Origin of the sequence: Micromonospora sp. CA-246542, from assembly GCF_050942905.1 — a bacterium.
Lineage (GTDB): Bacteria > Actinomycetota > Actinomycetes > Mycobacteriales > Micromonosporaceae > Micromonospora.
On record NZ_CP192040.1, the window covers coordinates 457,809 to 475,938 of the forward strand.

The window sequence follows — 18,130 nt, forward strand, 5'->3', positions numbered from 1 at the left end:
GTGCGGCCACCTAGAGGAACGCGTGGCCCTCGCCCCGGTAGGTGGGCACGGTCGCCACGACCGCGTCCCCCTCGACGAGGTGCAGCTCGTTGACCCGTTCGCAGAGCTCACCCGCCTTGGCGTGCCGGAACCACACCCGGTCGCCGACCTGCAGGGTGGCCGCCGCCGCGCCGGAGAGAGGGGTCTGCACCTCGCCGGCGCCCTCGGTGCCGACGAGCTTCAGGCCGGCCGGCAGCCACGGTCGGGGCAGCCGGCTGTCGGCGGCCTGGCCCGAGGCGATCCAACCGCCGCCGAGCACGGTCGCCAACTCCGGCGTCGGTCGGCGGACCACCGCGCAGGCGAAGAACGCCGCCGGGGTGGGCCGCCAGGCGCGGTACGCGTCGAACAGCGTCGGCCCGTACAGGCCCGATCCCGCGGTGACCTCGGTGACCGCGGGATCGGCGCTGGTCGCGGCCACGCTGCCGGTGCCGCCGCCGTTGACGAACTCCAGGTCGGCGTGCTCCCGTACCGCCGCCACCGCGGCGCCACGACGGGCCAGCAACTCGCGGTAGGAGCCGCGCTGGGCCAGCCTGATCGCGCCCGCCAGCAGCGTCCGCCCCGGCGGCGCGTCGCCCAGGCCGGCGATCTGCGCCTCGTACGACATGAGCCCGACCAGCCGGAAGCCGGCGCGGCCGGCGACGGTGGCGGCGAGCGCGCCGGCCGCCCGGGCGCTGTGCACCGGTGAGCGGCGGACGCCGACGTGCACGCCACGCAGCGGTCGCCAGGAGGCGTCCAGGTCGAGGCAGAGCCGCAGCTCGGCGCGTTGCGCCGGGGCGCGGACCGCGTCGACGAAGTCGAGCTGGCCGGTGCCGTCGATCATCAGAGTGATCGCGGCGGCGAGTGTCGGGTCGGCGGCCAGCTCGGTGAGGGCCGCCCGGTCGGCGGTCGGGTACGCCACCAGCACGTCGTCGCTCAGACCGGCCCGGACCAGCCAGATCGCCTCGGGGAGGGTGAACGCCATGACACCCTGCCAACCGGGCCGGGTGAGCGCCCGGGCGATCAGGTCCCGGCTGCGCACCGACTTGCTGGCCAGCCGGATCGGCTTGCCGGCGGCGCGGTCGGCCAGGGCCGCCGCGTTGGCGTCGTAGGCGGTGAGATCCACCACGGCGTACGGGGGGTCGAGATGGGCGGTCGCCCGGTCCAGGCGCTCGCGCAGTTTGTCGCTTTCGATGGCCACGTGTGCACGCTAACTGTCCGACGATGAATGCGAAATACCCTCGCATACGTCCCGGGCTGCGGTCGACGCCGTCGGCGGCCTAGGCTCAGCGAGCAGGAGAATGTCGCCGGTGGGGCGGCCCCCACCGGGTCTAGAGTGTTCCACCGGGGGTGCCCAGCGATGGGCCGGCACGTGGAGGTACGGCCATCGAAAGCCAGAACAGCGGCGAGTCGCCCGGCGTGTCGCGCGCGGGTGACCAGTCGGGCAGCGCCGCCAACCAGTCCAGCGGTGGTCAGGTCGACGCGTCCGGCTACGCCGCGATCCGGTCGGTACTGCGAATCAGGCCGTTCCGCCGGCTCTGGATCGTGCTCGGCGCGGCCTCCTTCGGTGACTGGCTCGGTTTGCTTGCCACCGCCCTCTTCGCCGCCTCGCAGGTGCAGGGCAGCACCGCCCAGGGTGCCGCGTTCGGCGGGGTCACCGCGATCCGGCTGCTGCCCGCGCTGGTGCTCGGCCCGGTGGCCGGCGTCTTCGCCGACCGGTTCGACCGGCGCTGGACGATGGTCATCTGCGACCTGCTGCGCTTCGTGCTCTTCGCGTCCATCCCGCTCTACGCGCTCAGCGGCGCCGCCGGCGGCCTGGTGGTCGGCTGGGCGCTGATCGCCACCTTCCTGATCGAGTCGCTCACCCTGCTCTGGATCCCGGCCAAGGAGGCCGCGGTCCCCAACCTGATCCCCCGGGCCCGCCTGGAGGCGGCCAACCAGCTCACGTTGATCACCACGTACGGCCTCACCCCGGTGGCCGCCGCCATCGGCCTCGCAGTGCTCGACCGTGGGGTCAGAGGCGCGGTGGGCGGCGACCTACCCTCCTGGGCCGAACCGGCTCAACTCGCACTCTGGTTCAACGCCTTCTCCCGGCTCGCCACCGCGTTGGTGGTGGCCTTCGGGATCAAGGAGATCAGCGAGGCGCAGCGCGGCGAGGCCGAACGCTCCGAGCAGAGCATGTTCCGGCAGTTCTCCGAGGGCTGGAAGTTCATCGGCCAGACGCCGCTCGTCCGCGGCCTGGTGCTGGGCATCTTCGGCGCGTTCGCCGGCGGCGGCATCGTGGTCGGCACGGCAAAGTTCTTCGCCAACTCACTGGGCGCCGGCGATGCCGCGTTCTCGCTGCTCTTCGGCGCGATCTTCGTCGGTCTGGCGCTCGGCATCGGGCTCGGCCCGATGGTCGTCAAGGAGATGTCCCGGCGTCGCTGGTTCGGCATGAGCATCGTGCTGGCCAGCGCCGCCGTGATGACCCTCGCCTTCGCCATCCACCTGTCCATGGCGATCGTCGGCGCGGTGCTGGTCGGCGCCGGCGCGGGCATGGCCTTCCTGGCCGGCACCACGCTGCTGGGCGGTGAGGTGGCCGACGAGGTGCGTGGCCGGGTGTTCGCGGTGGTGCAGATCGGCACCCGACTGGTGCTGATCCTGGCCATCGGGCTGAGCAGCGTCCTGGTCGGTGTCGGTGGCTCGCGCAAGCTGGAGATCGCCGACCTCGGCATCTCCGTCTCCTCCACCCGACTGCTGCTGCTCGCGGCCGGCGCCGCCGGCATCTTCGCCGGCATCAGCGCCTTCGGCCAGATGGACGACAAGAAGGGCGTCCCGGTCCTCGCCGACCTCTGGGGCTCGATCCGGGGCCGTCCGCTGACGCCGGCGGAGCCGTTCGTCTCCGCCGGGCTGTTCGTGGTGTTCGAGGGCGGCGAGGGCGCCGGCAAGTCCACCCAACTCGCCGCGCTCGCCGAGCGGCTGCGCACCGACGGGCGCGACGTGCTGGTGACCCGCGAACCGGGGGCCACCGGCGTCGGCCGGCGGATCCGGTCGCTGGTGCTGGACACCTCCGGCGACGAGGCGCCGTCCCCACGTGCCGAGGCGCTGCTCTACGCCGCCGACCGGGCGCACCACGTGGCCTCCGTCGTCCGGCCCGCGCTCATCCGCGGTGACGTGGTGATCAGCGACCGGTACGTCGACTCGTCGCTCGCGTACCAGGGCGCCGGGCGCACGCTCCCGGTCGACGAGGTCTCCTGGCTCTCCTCCTGGGCCACCGGCGGCCTCAAGCCCGACCTGGTGGTGCTGCTCGACGTCGAGCCGCGCACCGGCCTGTCCCGGGTCGCCTCGCGCAGCGGGCAGGCCGACCGGCTCGAAGCCGAGTCGATCGCCTTCCACGAGCGCGTCCGCTACGCCTTCCTCGACCTCGCCGCCGCCGACCCGAAGCGCTACCTGGTGCTCGACGCGTCCCGGCCGGTCGGCGAGCTCACTCAGCTGGTGGTGCGGCGCGTCGAGGAGATGCTCGGCAAGCCCGGCGGCATCGTGCACCCCCGACCCGCGCAGGGCCCGGACACCTCGGTGCAGCCTGAGTTATCCGACTCGGAGCTGGTGACGATGGAGCACAAGACCTGATGCCGGACGTCTTCGCCGACCTGGTCGGTCAGGACGAGGCGGTGACTGAACTGCGCCGCGCCGCCGCCGCGGCGGCGGCCGTGCTGCGTGCCGCCGCGACCGACCGGACGCCCGCGCTCGTCGCGGCGGGCGAGGCCGACGCCGGTGCCGGCACCCCGACCCGGGCACCGGGATGACCCACGCCTGGATCTTCACCGGGCCACCCGGGTCCGGTCGCTCGGTCGCCGCGCGCGCCTTCGCCGCGGCCCTGCAGTGTGCGTACGGCACCGGTTGCGGCGAGTGTCCCGGCTGCCACACCACGATGGGCGGGACCAACGCCGACGTCCGGCTGGTGGTACCGGAGGGGCTCTCCATCGGCGTCGGCGAGATGCGCGCGCTGGTGCTCCGCGCGGCCAGCACCCCGTCCGGCGGGCGCTGGCAGGTGGTGGTCATCGAGGACGCCGACCGGCTCACCGAGGCAGCCGGTAACGCTCTGCTCAAGGCCATCGAGGAGCCACCACCGCGGACGGTCTTCCTACTCTGCGCCCCGTCCACCCACCCGGACGACATCTCGGTGACCATCCGGTCGCGCTGTCGGGTCGTACCCCTGCGGCAGCCGCCGGCCACCGCGGTGGCCGAGGTGCTGGTCCGTCGGGACGGCATCGCGCCCGACGTGGCGCGGTGGGCGGCGGCGGCCGCGCAGGGCACGTGGGTCGGGCCCGCCGGTTGGCCCGTGACCCGGAGGCCCGCAAGCGGCGTGAGGCGGTGCTCGCCGTGCCGCGCCGGCTGACCGGCGTGGGCGCTGCGTTCGACTCTGCGTCCGCGCTGATCGAGGCTGCCGAGGCGGAGGCCGAGGCGTCGGTCGCCGAGGCCGACGTGGCCGAACGGGCGGCGCTGGAGACGGCGCTCGGCGCGGGCGGCACCGGCCGGGGGCGGCCGGCGCGATCCGGGGTGCCGCCGGTCAGCTCAAGGAGCTGGAGAAGCGGCAGAAGTCGCGGGCCACCCGCGCCCAGCGCGACGCGCTGGACCGGGCGCTCGTCGACCTGGCCGGCTTCTACCGTGACGCGCTCACCATGGCGCTGCGGGCACCGGTCGACCCGGTGCACACCGACACCGCCGCGCTCGCCGGCGCCGGGGCCCAGAAGTGGGACGCCGAGGGGTCGCTGCGCAGGCTGGAGGTCGTGCTCGCCTGCCGTGCGGCGATCGAGGCGAACGTCAAGCCGCGGATCGCCGTCGAGGCGATGATGCTCGCCCTCTGGAAGGGCTGACCAGCAGCTCCCGCCGGTTGTCCACAGCCATCGACACGTGCGATTGCTGTGCGGTACGGTCCGGTGTGCCGTGGTGACGGTGGCGGCACGCTCAGTGATGATCCATCCGGGAGGAGTCGCCGATGCCGCGGGGGGAGATCGACGAGGCCTGGATCGAGGAGGCGGTGCGGCGCTACCGCCGTATCGAGTCGTTGCAGGCCGAGTTCGACCAGGCCGTGTCGACGGTCGAGGTGACCGTCCGTTCGCCGGACGGGCTGGTCGAGGTGGTGGTCACCGCCGCCGGGCGCATCACCGACGTCCGGTTCCTGGGGCCACTGCACGCCCGCAGCCCGCGCGACGTGGCCGGCTCGGTTCAGGCCGCGGTCACCGCCGCGGCGGACGCGGCCGAGTGGGCCCGGGAGAAACTGCACAACGAGACGTTCGCCGCCTACCGACCGCTCGCGGGGGCCTGACATGGACACGCTGCGCGCGCTCTCCGCCCGGCTCGACGAGGCCAGCGCCACGCTCACCACCCTGTCCCACACCGTCACCGCCAGTGATCCGGCCCAGGCCGCGTTCGGCGCGGACGCCCCGGGTCGTCCCGGCGAGATCGGTCGTGCCCTGCACCGGCAGTGGGCCGCCGCCACCGACGACCGGGCCCGCGAGGCCCGAGCCGCCGCCGGCCGCCTCGCCGCCGCCGCCTCGGCCGTCCGCGAGGCCGCCGACCGGTACGCCGAGGTCGACCGCGCCGCCCGCCGCCGGATCACCGGAGAGCCGTGATGGACCCACTGGACCGGCTCGCCGAACCCGGCCTCGACCTGCTGCGCCGGGTGGACGCGTTGCTCGCGGCCGGTGTTCCCGAAGGGCACCGGGTGTGGCCCCTGCTCCGCCGGATGCAGGTACTGCCGGGCGACGCCGTCCGGGGCTTCCTCGACCTGCACCCGGCGCCGCTCGTCAGCGCCGGGCACGCCGTGCGCCGGCTCGTCCGGGGGTACGACGACGTCGGCGCCGCGCTCACCGACCCCGTGCTCTGGTCCGGGCCGGCCGCCTCGGCGTACGGGCAGGAGCGTGCCGCGCTGCTGCGCCACCTGGACGAGGGGCCGGAGAGCCTGGTCGGGCGGATGGAATCCACCGCCGGGTACGCGGACGCGCTCGCCGACTGGGTGGAGGGCAGCCGTCTCGCCCTCGCCCGCACGCTGGCCGACCTGCTGCGCTCGGCCGAGGCGGTGGCCGTGGTCGCCGCCACCGCCGCCGGCCCACCGAACCGTTTGACGCCGGTCGGGCCGGGCGTCGCCGACGCCGCCGAGATCGCCGCGCGGGTGCTGGCGGTGCTCTGCGTCGCGTACGACGGCGCCGAGACACTTCTGCGCCAGTGGGCCCCGAGCCTGGCCGAGTCCACCTGGCGGTCGCCGACCCAGGAGCGCGCCCGGTACGACCAGCACACCCGGGTCGGCTGGTAGCCGTATCCGGCGCCCGCTTTCCGGCCTGGTGTTGCTCTGTGGTCGGCTCGTGGCGTTGCTCAGGCCCTGATGTGTCGGTTCGCGGGTAGGCAGGCCACGGCGCCGCTCGCGGGCGCCAGAGCAGAGCCGGCGCACACGGCGACGCCGTGGTCTTCCCCCTGCACCCCCCGCAGGTCTGTCTCCACTCAACGCTGTCCGGCAGCGTTTGTCCCCTTCCCGGGCACGGATTCAACCGTCCGGGCGAGGATCATCGGCACGACGGGTGGCCCGGCAATCGGTCGAGTCGACGGTCATGAATGGAGATGGGGTAGCGCCCGCCGCGTTCTCCGCGGTGATCCGTCGTAGGGTGGGGGGATGGGCATGCTCTGCGCGGTCAGCTTCAACCGGTACGGGCGGCTCTACTACCTGGACCCGGGTGAGTTGCGTCCCCAGGTGGGCGACCGGGTGCTCGTGCCGACCGACGACGGACCCGAGGTCGCCGAGTGCGTCTGGGCCGCCCAGTGGGTGAGCGAGGAGACCGACGGCTTCCCCCGGCTGGTGGGGTTGGCCGGCGACGACGACCTGCGCCGTGACGAGGCGCTGCGCCGTCGTAAGGCTGAGGCGAAGGTGGCGGCCAAACGGCTGATCCGCGCGCACGGCCTGCCGATGAAGGTGGTGGCCGTCGACCATGTGCTCGGCTCCGCCGACGGCGGTGGCGAGCGCAGCACGGTCTACTTCACCGCTCCGCACCGGGTGGACTTCCGGTCACTGGTCCGCGACCTCGGCGCCACCCTGCACTGCCGGGTCGAGCTGCGCCAGCTCTCGGCGCGCGACTCGGCCCGGGTCCAGGGCGGCATCGGCTCGTGTGGTCGTGACCTGTGCTGCGCGACGTTCCTCACCGACTTCGAGCCGGTGACGATCCGGATGGCCAAGGACCAGGACCTGCCGCTCAACCCGCTGCGGATCTCGGGAGCCTGCGGTCGACTGATGTGTTGCCTCAAGTACGAACACCCGCTGTACCAGCGCTTCCAGGAGACCGCGCCCGCCGTCGGCAGTCGGGTGACGACGCCCGAGGGCAGTGGTCGAGTGGTCGGCCACAGCGTGCCCCGCGACGCGGTGACCGTACGCCTCGACGCGGACGGCTCCCGCTGCTCCTGCTCCCGCGCCTCCGTGTGTGGGCCGAGACAGGCGCACGAGGAGCACTACACCCCCTAACCCCACCCCCACCCACCCCCATCCACCAGCCCGCGTTGATCAAGAGGTTTGCGTCAAAATTCGGGCTCGGGATGACGCAAACCTCTTGATCAACTAGTGGTCCGGTCAGGACAGGACTACCGGGGGTTCGGTTAGGTGGGGGATTAGGGGGGGTTTGGGGAGTAGCCAGCTTGCGGTGGGGGTCTGGTCGGGGTTGACCTGCCAGTCTCGGGACACCCGGTCGACGCCGATGGCGTACACGGTGAGCGTGCCGTCCGGGTCGATGCGCAGCCGCAGGAACGACTTGGAGTCCTCGATGCCCTGGCCGGCGAACAGTTCGTTGACGTTCACCCCGAAGGCGCCCGCCACCAGCAGATACGCCGCCACCAGTTGACTCGCCACCAGCCCGATGACCGGGCCGTACACCACCACGGCGGCGACCGCTGGCAGCGGCCACGGCCAGTCGTAGAACGGCAGCGCCAACCAGACCCAGGTGCCGCCGGCGGCCAGCGCCACATGGGCCACACCGTGGCCGACGCCGAGGAGCCAGTGCCGGGCGTGCCGCTTGCCGCTGGCGCTGGGCGGCTTGGCGAAGAGGATCGCCGCGATCACCGTCACCAGCACCATCAGCACCAGTGGGACGCTGAACAGCCGTTGGTCGCTGCTGTCGCCCCAGTTGGCCGTCGCGCCCGCCATGGCAAGCATCAGCAGGGTGTGCAGGGTGCCGAGCAGAGTCGCGAAGCCCGGGTTGCGGAACGGCAGACGCCCGAAGATGCCCCAGCCGTACCGGCGCGAGCGGGCGGCGTCCGGGTAGCGGGCCACCAGGTCGTACGGCTGGGTGCGGCTGGCCCGCCGGGCCAGCGTGTCGCGTGGTGGCACCTCGAGGCGCTCCGGCAGCTTGTGCGTGGGGTACAGATACGCCCCACCACCGCCGCAGGTGATCAACTGCCGGTCGTGCCCGGCGTAGCGGGCGTAGTGGTGCAGGTCGCCGGAGAGCAGCAGCCGCACCCGTGCCCCGGTCGGGTCGATGATCGTCCGGACGAAGTAGTCGATCGAGTCGTACGCCGTCGGGTCGTCGGCGGCCTTGACCCACGTCGGCGACGGCGTCGCGATGATCACCTTTGACTCCGGGGTGAGCCGCCGGGCCACCTCGTCGAAGTAGGCCAACTGCGGATCGTCGAGGTACGAGCCGGACTGGTCGTCCACGCCGAGCAGCCACCAACCGGCCGGCAACTCCACGGCGAAGTACGACCGCGACTGCCCGGTACGCCAGCCGGCGAAGTTACGGTCCCGGGAGCGGACGAACAGCCGCAGGAAAGCGGTCAGGCCGTCGTACCAATCGTGGTTCCCCGGCACCGCGAACAGGGTGGGGCGGTCGGGCGGCGTCGCCGGCAGCGCCGCCTGGTAGGGACCCTTGCAGCGGTTCTCGTACTCCGCGTAGGCCGCCGACGGGTAGACCTGGTCGCCGCCCATCACCAGGGTCTGCGCCCGGGGCAGCCGGTGCCCGTCCACGGTCAGCTCCGGCTGCGCCAGCAGGTACGCGACGGAGTAGGTGGCGTGGAAACCGTCGCCGAGGTCGGCCACGTAGTCGAGCCAGAGCCCGCCGTCCGCCCCGGCCTGGCGGAAGATGTCGTCGCCGAAGGCATTCTGCAACTCGCGCTTGTCGAGGTACGCGCCGAAAAGGATCGCCAGCAACGTCCGGATGCCGGTGCTGATCAACAGGAACGGCGCCAGCCACGGCACCGGCTTGCGGGGGGTGAAGCCCAGTTCCAGCGGGTCGGTGGAGCGTGGGCGGCGAGGAGCCGGCTCTCCGTCGGGCTGCGGGTCCGCCGGTGCCTGGTGATCGTCGCGTTCGTCAGTCACCCGCCGCAGCGTAGTACCGGTCCGCGTGCAGTGCTGTCCGGTAATTGGCCGGATGGCGGTGCTTGTCCGTTTGGTGGCGGCGGGAGCGTCGGGGGTATCCCGCTCGGCCCAGGGGTACGGGGTGCCGTACACTTGCTGATCGTTGCCGCCTTAGCTCAGTCGGCTAGAGCGACGCACTCGTAATGCGTAGGTCGACGGTTCGATTCCGTCAGGCGGCTCCACGAAGGGCGAAGGCCCCGTGACCAGGCGATAAGCCAAGTTCACGGGGCCTTTCTCATACCCGACGAAGATCAGCCTTGAGGCCGCTGGGTTGCACCACTCGGTTGCAGTAGCGCCGCCAGGTTGCCGTCCATCAACGCGCTCGCGTCGATCGGCTTACCCCACGGCGTGGTGAAGACGAAGTCGTTGGGCGTCCACTTGCGGCCGATCAGTTCGAACTGCTGTTGCTGGCGTACCCGCTGGCGGCGCAGCAGCTCGACGAGGATCGCCGGGAGCACCGTGTCGCGCACCACGGGCTTCGCGATCGCCGTCCTGGGCTGCTGCTGTGCCAGAGACCCTACGCCGAGCACCGCGCCACGACCGACTGCTCTGCCGCCCCGGGGTCCAGGCCCTATGACCTTGACATCATCGAATATCGAAGTACTTATGGATGCCCGATGCGGTGGTGCTCGGGTACTCGTTCAGGCGGAAGAGCGGGGAAGTTCTGTGCGCTTCGAGGTTCTTGGGCCCCTGCGAGTGACCGCCGGCGATAGTACGGAGGTTTCCGTCGGCGGACGTCAGCACCAGCTCCTCCTGGCTGCCCTTGTCGCGTCGAGGGGCCGCAGCGTCGGCGACGATGTGCTGGCCGAAGCTGTGTGGGGTCGCCGGACCGAGGCATCCAGCCAGGTCGGGCTGCGGGTGCTGGTGCACGGACTGCGGCGGGCGTTGGGGGCGACGGCGATCAGGCGTACCAACCGCCGCTACAAGTTGATCGGCGAGGTGGACGCTGACGAGTTCGAGTCGCTCGCCCAGCAGGCCGATGCCCACGCCTACGCCGGGGCCGAGGCGGAGGCCCGCGATGTCTTTCGGGCCGCGCTCGCGCTGTGGCGAGGGCCCGCGTTCGCCGACACGGCGGTTGGCGACGTCGTGCGCGCCGAGGCCGACCGGCTCGACGACCTTCGATTGACCGTTCACGAGCGGTTCCTGGAAGTCGACCTCGACCTGGGCGCGGTCCCCGACGTCGCCGGCGAGCTGGCCGCCCTCGCCACCGCGCACCCGCTACGCGAACGGCTGCAGGCGTCACTGATGCGGTCACTGGCCCGTGCCGGTCGCCGCGCCGAGGCGCTGGCGGTCTACGAACGCACCCGGAGGCTGCTGGCCGACGAGCTCGGCGTCGATCCAGGCGACCTGCTCCGCAAGGTCTACACCGATCTGATCCGCGGAGGCGCTTCACCGACCGCGGTGATCGAGAGGCCCTCGCAACTCCCACCGGCCCCGAGCCATTTCCACGCTCGCGCGGCAGAGCTGGCCACACTCGACGCGGTCTGCGACGACACCCTTCACGGGCACCGACCCACTGCGGTTGCGGTCGTCAGTGGCGCCGGTGGCATGGGCAAGACCGCCCTGGTCGCCCACTGGTCGCACCTGCGCGCGGCCCGGTTCAGCGATGGCCGGCTGTATCTGGACTTCGACGCGCATCCGGAGCCCGACACCGCCCTCGGCCGGGCGCTGCTCGATCTTGGCGTGCCGCCGGAGGACGTGCCCGGCACGGCCGCCGACCGGTCGGCCCGACTCCGCTCGATCATGGCGACCCGCAGTCTCCTGATCGTGCTCGACAACGTCGTCAGCGCCACGCAGGCCCGCCCGTTCCTGCCCGGCTCCTATACCAGTGCGCTCGTGGTCGGTAGCCGCGAGCGTCTCGACGGGCTGGTCGCCCGCGATGGCGCCGCCCTTGTCTCGATCGGCCCGCTCCGACCGGAGGACTCGCTTGCCCTCCTACGCGCGGTCGGCGGACTGCCACCGGCGCACTCAGACTCCGACGATCTGCGAGACCTCGCCCAGCTGTGCGGCGGTCTCCCGCTCGCCCTGCGGATCGTCGGCGCCCACCTGCGGCTCGGTGCGTCCACAGCCGGTCTGCTCGCCGAACTGCGCGACGAGACGACGCGCCTGGAACGCCTGCGCACGGCCGACGGGGACGCCGCCGTCTACCCGATGATGGCCGTCTCGTACCGCCGGCTCGACGAATCCGCGCGACGCCTGCTGCGCTGGCTGGGCCGCGTGACCGGCGGACCGATCCCGGTGGCAGCCCTGGCCGCCCTTGCCGGCGTCGACGTCACGACGGCCAGCGGCGCCGTCGAGACGCTGGCCCGAGCCAACCTGGTCGGAGCGACCGACGACGGCCGAGTCACCGTTCATCAGTTGATCCGCATGTTCGCCAGCGGACAGGGCCGACGTGAGGACGACGCCGCGACCCACAGGGCCGGCGATCGGCGCCTGCTGACCTGGTACGCCCACGCCGTCGTCCGCGCCGACCGGCGGATCCGTCCGACCGCGCGACGGTCCGACGACCCGGACGCCGCACTCGACGGCCCGCGTCCCTCGGACGGTGTGCCTCGGATCGAGGGTCTCCCGACCCTGCCCGACGTTGCCTCCGCCGTCGAGTTCCTCGACGGCGAGGCCGACACCCTCACCGCCCTCCTTGGCCGGACCGGCGCGGACCACCCCGACCTCGCCTGGCGGATCAGCGCCGACCTACGCGGCTGGCTGCAGCGCCGTGCTTCCCGCAGCACCTGGCTCGCGATCGCCGAGCAGGGCGCCGCCGCAGCCGCGGCCGTGGGGGCGATCGCCGGCGAGGCAAGCCTGCGGGTCAGTGTCGGCGTCGCCCATAGTCTCCTTCTCGACCGGGTGTCCGCGCAGGCCGCCTACGAAAGCGCGATCGACCTGTACGCGAGGGCGGACGACATCGCCGGGACGGTGGACACCTACGCCAGCCTCGGCGCGTTACTCACCGATAGCGGCGCGCTCGACGAGGCTCTGGAACCACTCGAACTCGCCCAGACGATGGCCTCCCGCCTGGACGACCCGGACCTCACGTTCAAGGTCGAGCTGAACCTGGGGTTCCTGCATCGACGTGCCGGCCGTCTGCACCTCGCCCTGCAAGCGTACGAAACTGCGCTGGCCGAGGCCGAGCGCTCCGCCGACCGCGACTGGCTTGCCGTCATCGCGCACATCAACCTCGGTCGGCTCCGCTTCGTCCGCGGCGAGCACGACCGGGCCGCTGAGCACTACCTGCTCGCCGTCGACCTGGCCCGCACCACGGGTGACCGGATGCGCGAGGGGATGGCGCTGCACGGCGTCTCCGATGTGCTGGCTGCGACCGGCGACCGCGCCGGCGCGGTCGCCGCCATGCGGGAGGCGATCAGCCTGCTCGAACCGCTCGGCAACCCACGCCTGCCCGAGATGCGAGCCATCCTCGTCGAGCTGGAGCGCGCGATCTAACGAGAATCCAACATCGGTCCCACACGATCGCCTCTGTCAGGTGCGGCCGCCGTAGCGGTGGCGGCACGAAGAGGCGGCCGTAGCACCGGTGCCGCGAAACGCGAAAGGACCGAACCATGTCAATGCCGAAGAAGGCCGCCGCCGTCGGCGCGGCCCTGGGGATGGCCGCCACGATGGCCGTCTCCGCCCCGGCCGCCGCCGCGTCCAACTACATCTATAACGTCAGCAACCTCGGCTTGGGCGTCATCCACGTCCAGGACGGCAACTACACGCACGGCAACTACGACGTAGTGCTGCCGCGAGGGCAGAAGACGACCATCTACTGGGCGAACGCCGCCGGTTACTACATCGGGTCCGGCTACTGCGCGTACGTATGGGAGCTCACCGGCGGCAGCTGGCTCCTGATCAACGACAACGTGCTACCGGGCCAGCACTACATCTCCACCACCCGGACGATCAAGGTCGACGTCGAACGCAGCTGCGGTTCCTGATGGCCATTGCCGGGCCGCCTCGCCGGCCCACGATGACGTCAAGCCGTCGCCATTTCCCCATTTGTCGATCGACAACAGAGCGACAAGATTTCGCCCTACAAGCGGGTCCGACCATGACAACCAGTGATGTTTTTCAGGGAGGTCTCATGAAGCGATCCGTGCGGGTTCTCGGCTCATTGATCCTCGCCGTCGTCGCGGTGGTCACCGTCGCGGCGACACCGGCCGCCGCTGCGCCATCGGCCAAGTCCGCCGCAGCCCAAGGCGTGGTGTACTACGTCACCAACCTTCACTATCCGGTGCTGGACTACTGCCTCGACGCAAGCACGAGCAACGGTGTCCGGCTGCGCACCTGCGACGGCACGACGTTCCAGCAGTGGTATCTGACCAGCAACAATGAGTTGAGGCTCAACCGTTACAGCGGCACGATGTGCCTCGACGCAAGCACGTCCAACGGTGTCCGGCTACGCACCTGCGACGGCAGCACCTTCCAACAGTGGGGCGGCAGCGGATACGAGATGCGCCTCATCAACCGCTACTCCGGAACGACGTGCTTGGACGGCAGCGTGTCCAATGGTGTCCGGCTGCGCACGTGCGACGGCACGACGTTCCAGCAGTGGGGGTTCGTCTAACCGCAAGTGCCCGCGGAGGGCCCGGACGGCGCGCCGCCCGCCGCAGGCGGCGCGCCGGCTCCATGTGCTGGTCGATCGGAAGAACCGCCACCTCCTGGTCGGCCGAACTCCGGTCGGGCTCGACATGGCTCGATCCCTCCGTTGCGCGTCGCAGGCGCAGCCGCTGGGCGACGCCGTGCCGGCCCGCACGGCTGGCATCACTCATGGGCCGATCATGTTTGCTCGATGTTGGGTTTCCGTTGGATCCTCCCGCTCCAGATTGCTAAGAATGTCGCCGCCGAAAGGCGGGTGGCATGCCGCGCCCGGTGGACGACGCGACGACGTTTGGGCGGTCGGCCGCGACGATCCTGGACGACCATGGAATTCGCCCATGGCGGCCGGCAGGCCGTGTCCGGGCTGGGCTTGAGGGGAAGTGGCGGTACATGTCAGGCGAGGTATTCCCTAGCGATCTATCCAGCCACTTCTGGACAATGCTCGGCCCGGCTCGCTTGCGCTACTCACCACAGTGGCAGGTCGCGCCGAGCCAGATGAACCGGGACGAATTGGCGGGCCCTGGCGGTCAGGCCGGACGGTGCGTCATCCAGGTATCGCCTCGCGCGGATGGCCTACGACGCCGGCCGGCGCAAGGGATGCCCCAGCAGGTTGCCACGGCGCATTTCCCAGCAAACGCCATCCCACCGAAAATCCACTGAGGATGAAGTGGCGTGGATCTCGTAGCATTGATGGCGGACGTTCGGTCGAGGAGCGGGGAGTGGTTGCATGAAGTTCGACATGGGGGCGCAGACGCTCGGCAGTCTGACCAAGCAGACGCAGGGTTCCTCCGATGATCTCGGTTCTCTGATCAAGCAGTTGATCGCCGCGGCCGAGCCGTTGCAGGGGAACTTCAACGGGGCCGGACGGGTGGCATTCGACTCGTTCAAGGCGAACGCCGATTCGATCACCGCCGAACTGAACTCCTCCCTGGGTGCGATTCTGGGCGGCCAGAGTGGAATGGACTCCTCGTTCGGCCAGGGTGACACCGAGATGTCCGACAATGCGAGGTCGTCCGAGGGCACCGCGAACTTCGACGCCGCCAGGTTCTCCAGCAGCCGCTGAAACGGGGAGTGACAGTCATGACAGACCGACGTAGTTTCGACACCGGCACGTCGCAGCAGGTGCAGGGTGACCTCGCCGGCATCATCGGGCGGCTCGAGTCACTGATCTCGCAGCGCAGCTCCGACGTCGCGGCCGCGATGGCCGACTTCCAGGCCGATGGGGTGTCCGAGGAGTACCGGACAGTCGAGGACCGGTGGAACCGGGCAGCGGGCGAGGTCCGCACGATCATCGACCTGGTCAAGACCACCATGACGAAGAACGACGAGACGGCGAACACGACGCTGTCCCGGGCCCGCTCTGCGGTGCAGTCGATCGGTTGAGTCGTTATCCGACGAGTTGTTGACGAGGGAGCACGAGCGTGAGCGCGTGGGATATCTCCCCCGGTGGAGTGCGCGACGTCCTGACTCGTACACATGCCGCGGCCATGCCCTTCGAGGGGCAGATGACGAGCTTGAACTCGGCGTTGGAGGGATCCGCCACCGAGTCCAGTTCGGAGATCGTGGGCCAGGCGCTTCAGGGCTTCGTGGAGTCGATTCGGACGGATCTCGAGTTCGTGTTCACTCGCACGGGGGCGTGCATGCAGGCAGCGGCGCAGGCGACGAACGCCTACGTCGAAGGTGACCTGGAAATGGCGGCGAACGCGCAGCGCAGCGCGGCGGCGGCACCCGACCCGTCGGCCACGATGCCGGGGCCGGGCGGTGGGGCGGTGCCCCGATGATCAATCCGGGGGAGATTCCGCAGATCCCCGGCAACATGGATGCGCTGGCCACCCACGCGCAGACGGTTCGGACCGCTGGCGTCGACTTCGCCAACACCGGCCAGGCGGTCGACAGCACCTGGCAAGGGCTGGCGGCGGTGTACACGGCGCCAGAGGCTGTGCAGCTCTTCGCCGCCACCGGCCCGGTGCGTACGGTGTCGGCCTCGGTGGGCGAGGACATCCAGGCGGTCGGGGCCGCGCTGGCCACGTACGCCACCGAGGTCAAGGAGATCAAGGCTCAACTCGCCGCGCTGAAGGGCCAGGCGGAGGAGTTCGTCGGCTCGATCAAAGACGACGAGGACTGGCGCGAGGACCAGGGCAAGGTCGACAAGCACAACGGCCTGATCACCGCCGTGAACACGCAGGTGGCCGCGTTCTTCGAGGCGCAGCGCAAGTGCGCCAACACCATCAACGCGCTGTACGGCGGCCGTCAGTATCGGGCCGACAACGCCGACGGCCAGGCCGACGACGGCGAGTACGGCTTCACCGCCGACACGCTGAACGCCGCCGCCGGTGAGGACGGCGCTCTGCCGTGGGGCAGCAACGAGGAGCACGACCGCGGCTTCTTCGGCGACGTGGGGGCGTACTTCGTCGGCATCGGCATCAGTTTCGTCACCATGCTTCAAGACCTGGGCGGGCTGATCGGCCGGGATCCCACCACGGGCGAGTGGAGCTGGGGCACGGCCGGCCAGTCGTGGCTCGGGCTGGGCAAGTTCGTGTGGGCGGTCTCGATCTACGTCAACCCGGTGACGATCGTGATCGACCAGACGGTCGGCATGCCGTTCTTCGAACAGCGCGAGGCGGGAAATCTCCTGCTCAACGCGGGTAAGAGCATCATCGCGTACGACACCTGGGGCGAGGACAAGTCGAAGGCTGCCGGAATGGCCACCTTCAACATCGTCTCGGCGGTCATCGGCACCAAGGGTGCCGGCTCCGGGCTGCGTGGCGCGGGCGCGGCGGTCAACACCATTCGCGGCAGCGCCACCGCCGCGCGGATCGGCGCCGCGCTGGTCCGTACCGGTAACTGGCTCGACAAGCTGCCCACCGTCGGCGAGGTGGCCATCAACTTCGCCAAGAAGTTCGACATCAAGATCCCGCAGCTCGGGTTGGTTCCGGCGATCGCCGGCGACGTGCCGATCGGGCGTGGCTTCGACGTCGAGATGCCCAACGTCCGCGGTGGCGACGCGATGCACATGGACGGCGGCAACGGGCCGGGCGGCCACGTGCCTGGCGGGAACACGCCGGGCGGTCATGTCCCGGGTGACCTGACGCCCGGTGGGCATATCCCGGACGGCAACGCCCCCGGTGGGCACATCCCTGACGGCAATACGCCGGGCGGGAACCTTCCGGAGGGCAATACCCCTGGCGGGAACCTCCCAGAGGGCAATACCCCTGGTGGCAACCTTCCGGACGGCAATGCCCCCGACGGGAACCCGCCGGCCGGGGGAATCCCCGATCGCGGGCGGGATCTCACACCGGATGAGCAGCAGCGGTTCCTCGACCAGGCCGAGCGGCTCAATCCGGCAGCGAGAGCCCAGGCGTTGGATTTGCTCGCCCGTACCGACCTGCCGGACGGCGTGGCCAGCCGCGCGGTCCGGGACTTCGTCGACCTACAGGATTCCGGGCGATTGGCAGGCAGTGCGGATCGGCAGGCCCAGGTTCTGCGCGACATGATGGAACAGTTGGGTGGCAACCGTTCCGCCGCAGTGGGAGCGGCCGCTGAGTTGCGTGCCGCGAACGACGTTCTCAACAGTCCCGACCTGATGCCTGGCTCGAAGATCGGTATCAGCGTCAAGAATGAGCCTCTCGATCTCGGTAACGGTACGGTGGTCCATACCGGTGACGTTCCCGAGTCGGACCTGGTGTACCAGACCAGGGACGGCAAGGTGCATTTGGACGAGGTCAAGGCGACCGCGCAGACTGTAGCCAATAAGCTCAGTGAGAAGCCCGAGCAGTTGGACCGGATGCTTGAATGGCGGGCGGCGGATCCCGCAGGGCGAGCAGTGAGCTACCGAGTCGGGACCGACGAGGGGTTGAAGGGCTTGTTCAGCATGACCAACCCTGAGCCGAAGCAGTATGCGCTCGACCGGATCGCCGATGCTGACGTGCCGGTTCAGATTGGCGGGCGTACGTTGACCCCGGACCAGCTGCGCCAACTGCGTGAGGCGGCGCTGGAGGCGTCAGTGCATCCAGCGCACCCCATGAAGAGGGGCCAGTCGGCGGCCTGGTTCGACGAGCACATGCCGAACCTCGCTGCGGCACGCGACTTCCTTGAACCCTTTGGAGTTAGGTTCCTGTGAGCGATCTTTTGGTAGAGCCCGAACTGTTGGCGAGC

At 70.8% G+C, this 18,130-nt stretch carries 15 protein-coding genes, 1 tRNA gene and 1 pseudogene; 14 read left to right on the forward strand and 3 right to left on the reverse strand.

The window, feature by feature from the left end; translation table 11 throughout:
• Positions 1-10: 10 nt before the first annotated feature.
• A complete protein-coding gene (locus ACQP0N_RS02250; protein ID WP_433117155.1) occupies positions 11-1,216 on the reverse strand; it encodes an amino acid deaminase/aldolase in 1,206 nt (401 codons plus the stop codon).
• 344 nt (positions 1,217-1,560) lie between these two features.
• On the opposite strand from ACQP0N_RS02250, the gene tmk reads away from it, so the two are divergent.
• The 6 genes and pseudogenes from tmk (at position 1,561) to ACQP0N_RS02280 (ending at position 7,504) form a co-directional block, all read left to right on the forward strand.
• Positions 1,561-3,624, forward strand: coding sequence for a dTMP kinase (gene tmk / locus ACQP0N_RS02255; protein WP_433121372.1), 2,064 nt, complete (start codon positions 1,561-1,563; stop codon positions 3,622-3,624).
• A pseudogene (locus tag ACQP0N_RS02260) lies at positions 3,624-4,871 on the forward strand (DNA polymerase III subunit delta'). The gene tmk and the pseudogene ACQP0N_RS02260 overlap by 1 nt, the downstream one beginning before the upstream one ends.
• A gap of 122 nt (positions 4,872-4,993) precedes the next feature.
• Positions 4,994-5,323 (forward strand): YbaB/EbfC family nucleoid-associated protein, encoded by a 330-nt coding sequence (locus ACQP0N_RS02265; protein WP_355049259.1) that lies wholly within the window; start codon positions 4,994-4,996, stop codon positions 5,321-5,323.
• A 1-nt stretch (position 5,324) separates the two neighbouring features.
• Complete coding sequence (locus tag ACQP0N_RS02270; RefSeq protein WP_355049258.1) at positions 5,325-5,630, forward strand: hypothetical protein; 306 nt, start codon at positions 5,325-5,327, stop codon at positions 5,628-5,630.
• Positions 5,630-6,310, forward strand: a complete 681-nt coding sequence (locus ACQP0N_RS02275) for a hypothetical protein (protein WP_425728967.1) — start codon at positions 5,630-5,632, stop codon at positions 6,308-6,310. The genes ACQP0N_RS02270 and ACQP0N_RS02275 overlap by 1 nt, the downstream gene beginning before the upstream one ends.
• A 354-nt stretch (positions 6,311-6,664) precedes the next feature.
• Complete coding sequence (locus tag ACQP0N_RS02280; protein WP_355049256.1) at positions 6,665-7,504, forward strand: PSP1 domain-containing protein; 840 nt, start codon at positions 6,665-6,667, stop codon at positions 7,502-7,504.
• 105 nt (positions 7,505-7,609) lie between these two features.
• Here the strand turns inward: ACQP0N_RS02280 and ACQP0N_RS02285 are convergent, their stop codons facing one another.
• On the reverse strand, positions 7,610-9,346 hold the full coding sequence (locus tag ACQP0N_RS02285; RefSeq protein WP_433117159.1) for a metallophosphoesterase family protein: 1,737 nt from the start codon (positions 9,344-9,346) through the stop codon (positions 7,610-7,612).
• 144 nt (positions 9,347-9,490) lie between these two features.
• Between ACQP0N_RS02285 and ACQP0N_RS02290 the strand changes: the two genes are divergently transcribed.
• Positions 9,491-9,567, forward strand: a tRNA-Thr gene (locus ACQP0N_RS02290).
• Between the two features lie 69 nt (positions 9,568-9,636).
• On the opposite strand, the gene ACQP0N_RS02295 is transcribed toward ACQP0N_RS02290, so the two are convergent.
• Entirely contained in the window at positions 9,637-9,855 is a 219-nt protein-coding gene (locus ACQP0N_RS02295; protein WP_433117161.1) for a hypothetical protein, read from the reverse strand.
• Positions 9,856-10,051: 196 nt separating this feature from the next.
• On the opposite strand from ACQP0N_RS02295, the gene ACQP0N_RS02300 reads away from it, so the two are divergent.
• From ACQP0N_RS02300 to ACQP0N_RS02330, 7 genes are all read left to right on the forward strand, one after another.
• Positions 10,052-12,823, forward strand: coding sequence for a BTAD domain-containing putative transcriptional regulator (locus ACQP0N_RS02300; RefSeq protein ID WP_433117163.1), 2,772 nt, complete (start codon positions 10,052-10,054; stop codon positions 12,821-12,823).
• A 116-nt stretch (positions 12,824-12,939) separates the two neighbouring features.
• A complete protein-coding gene (locus tag ACQP0N_RS02305) occupies positions 12,940-13,314 on the forward strand; it encodes a hypothetical protein (protein ID WP_433117165.1) in 375 nt (124 codons plus the stop codon).
• A gap of 146 nt (positions 13,315-13,460) precedes the next feature.
• Positions 13,461-13,943, forward strand: a complete 483-nt coding sequence (locus ACQP0N_RS02310) for an RICIN domain-containing protein (protein WP_433117167.1) — start codon at positions 13,461-13,463, stop codon at positions 13,941-13,943.
• Between the two features lie 759 nt (positions 13,944-14,702).
• Complete coding sequence (locus tag ACQP0N_RS02315) at positions 14,703-15,038, forward strand: hypothetical protein (RefSeq protein ID WP_396800428.1); 336 nt, start codon at positions 14,703-14,705, stop codon at positions 15,036-15,038.
• Between the two features lie 17 nt (positions 15,039-15,055).
• Positions 15,056-15,358, forward strand: a complete 303-nt coding sequence (locus tag ACQP0N_RS02320) for a pore-forming ESAT-6 family protein (protein WP_355049252.1) — start codon at positions 15,056-15,058, stop codon at positions 15,356-15,358.
• Between the two features lie 38 nt (positions 15,359-15,396).
• Entirely contained in the window at positions 15,397-15,756 is a 360-nt protein-coding gene (locus ACQP0N_RS02325) for a DUF6507 family protein (RefSeq protein WP_355049251.1), read from the forward strand.
• A complete protein-coding gene (locus ACQP0N_RS02330; protein WP_433117170.1) occupies positions 15,753-18,095 on the forward strand; it encodes a hypothetical protein in 2,343 nt (780 codons plus the stop codon). The genes ACQP0N_RS02325 and ACQP0N_RS02330 overlap by 4 nt, the downstream gene beginning before the upstream one ends.
• The last annotated feature ends 35 nt before the right edge of the window (positions 18,096-18,130 follow it).